This window comes from Treponema sp. R6D11, from assembly GCF_054786075.1.
In genome coordinates this window covers 1-1,952 of the sequence record NZ_BDHD01000264.1, presented here as the reverse complement: position 1 = coordinate 1,952, position 1,952 = coordinate 1, and the positions used below count along the sequence as shown (strand labels likewise).

The window sequence follows — 1,952 nt, the reverse complement described above, 5'->3', positions numbered from 1 at the left end:
AATAGTGCAAACTATCGCCTAAAAAGCTATTTAGCTACGTGTTGTGCTCCAAAAAATTTAAAAAAGGAGTGTAAAAGTAATGACAGCAATTTTCGAACACGGCGGTAAGCAATACACCGCAGAAGTCGGCGATGTGCTAGAAATAGCAAAAACAGACGACAAAGTTGGAAGCAAACTTGTTTTCGATAAGGTTCTTTCAACGGTAGACGGTGAGAAATCAGCTTTCGGCGCGCCATATCTTTCAGGCAAAAAAGTCGAAGCAGAAATCCTAAAACACGATAAATACAAAAAAATCGTGGTCTATAAATACAAAAAAACAAAAGGATATCACAAAAAACAAGGCCACAGACAAGACTACACACAAGTAAAAATCACGAAAATCTCATAATCTCCGCCCAAAACAAATTAGAATTATAGGAGTTGAAATAAATGGCACATAAAAAAGGGCAGGGTTCGTCGCACAACGGTCGCGATAGTAATCCTAAATATCTCGGCGTAAAAACAGCTGACGGGCAAACAATAACAGCCGGTAGCATTATCGTGCGCCAAAGAGGCACAAAAATCCACGCTGGCAAAAACGTTGGAACAGGCAACGATCACACTTTGTTTGCATTAGTCGATGGCAAAGTTAAATTCGAGCCATTCCGCAATAAATATACAGTTGCAAGCGTATACCCAACAGCATAAATTTAAACATCAAAAAAGAGGCTAATGCCTCTTTTTTTATTTCGTATAGTGAACAAAGTTCTCTAGCATCGTCCCAACAGCAGATAAAGCACGACCAGTACGCTTTTCAAGCTTCTGCATGTCGTTTTTTTCGGGGGGAATAACCGCCATCGAAACGCCAATACCAACAACTGTACCTGCAATTAAGCCCTTAACGAAATTTCCTGATTCCGATTTCATCATAGTTTCTCTCCTTTGCTATGTTTATACCTCTATTATGCGCCAAATCTCCAAAAAATAAACTATAATAAAAAAACAAGCACAATCTCTGCGCCTGTTTACTATTCTAACTCGAATTCAAGATTCCCTATAACAATATCATCGCCAGTCTTCGCACCATAATCCCGCAGGACATTCTCAATATCATATTGCCTCAAGATCCTCCTAAAATACGCAGTTTCCTCAGGCGATTCGAAATCCGTCTGGTTAGCAAGCCTCTCGATTAGCGGGAATTTCACGACAAACGCTTCCCCATCCCTCTCGATAACAATTTCTTTGCTCTCTTTCTTGTCTAAAAATATATCCTCGCTGACTTCAATTTCCTTGTTTTCCGCGCTCTTAGCAACTTCAAAGATTTTGTCCAACAGCTCGTCTATCCCTTTCCTCGTCGCCGCAGAAATTACAAATGCACCAAGCTGCTGCGCTACTTCGCTCAAATCCTGACCCAAATCCGCTTTATTTATAGCGACAATTTGCGGTCTTTCAGCAAGCGTTTTGTCAAACTTTTTAAGCTCGCTATTTATTATATTATAATTCTCTATAATCTCTTCAGGCTCTGCAAACCCGTCCAATATATGCAAGAAAACTTTCGTCCGCTCAATATGTTTTAGGAATGCATGCCCGAGCCCCACTCCCTCGCTCGCGCCCTCAATTAGCCCCGGCATATCAGCAAAAACCAAAGCACTTTCATTATGTTTCACGACGCCCAAGTTAGGTATCAATGTCGTAAATGAATAGTCAGCAATCTTCGGTCTTGAATTCGAAACAACTGATATAAACGTCGATTTCCCAACATTCGGCTTGCCAATTATCCCGACATCAGCCAAAAGCTTAAGCTCCAATTTAATTTCGCGTTCTTCGCCAGGTTTTCCACAGGTTTTAAAAGTCGGCGCCTGACGCACAGCGTTCGCAAAATACGCATTCCCTCTTCCTCCAATACCGCCACGGCAAACAATATATTCGTCGCCGTCCACCTTCAAGTCCGCAATAATCTTGTCGCCCGAAAT

4 protein-coding genes are annotated in these 1,952 nt (G+C 41.5%); 2 read left to right on the top strand and 2 right to left on the bottom strand.

The features are described 5' to 3' along the window. Window positions 1-79: 79 nt before the first annotated feature. Both rplU and rpmA read left to right on the top strand, forming a co-directional pair. Entirely contained in the window at window positions 80-388 is a 309-nt protein-coding gene (gene rplU, locus ACYVTD_RS12080) for a 50S ribosomal protein L21 (protein ID WP_461248008.1), read from the top strand. 41 nt (window positions 389-429) lie between these two features. Then, window positions 430-687 carry a 50S ribosomal protein L27 gene (gene rpmA, locus ACYVTD_RS12075; protein ID WP_461248007.1) on the top strand — a complete coding sequence of 86 codons (258 nt, stop codon included), beginning with the start codon at window positions 430-432 and terminating at the stop codon, window positions 685-687. A 36-nt stretch (window positions 688-723) separates the two neighbouring features. Here the strand turns inward: rpmA and ACYVTD_RS12070 are convergent, their stop codons facing one another. Beyond that, entirely contained in the window at window positions 724-909 is a 186-nt protein-coding gene (locus tag ACYVTD_RS12070; RefSeq protein ID WP_461248006.1) for a hypothetical protein, read from the bottom strand. 98 nt (window positions 910-1,007) lie between these two features. Next, window positions 1,008-1,952, bottom strand: a 945-nt coding sequence (gene cgtA / locus ACYVTD_RS12065; RefSeq protein ID WP_461248005.1) for an Obg family GTPase CgtA, incomplete at its 5' end; no start/stop codon positions are given.

Coding starts and splice junctions, on each gene's coding strand:
- rplU (WP_461248008.1), top strand. CDS start 80: ATGACAGCAATTTTCGAACACGGCGGTAAGCAATACACCGCAGAAGTC.
- rpmA (WP_461248007.1), top strand. CDS start 430: ATGGCACATAAAAAAGGGCAGGGTTCGTCGCACAACGGTCGCGATAGT.
- ACYVTD_RS12070 (WP_461248006.1), bottom strand. CDS start 909: ATGATGAAATCGGAATCAGGAAATTTCGTTAAGGGCTTAATTGCAGGT.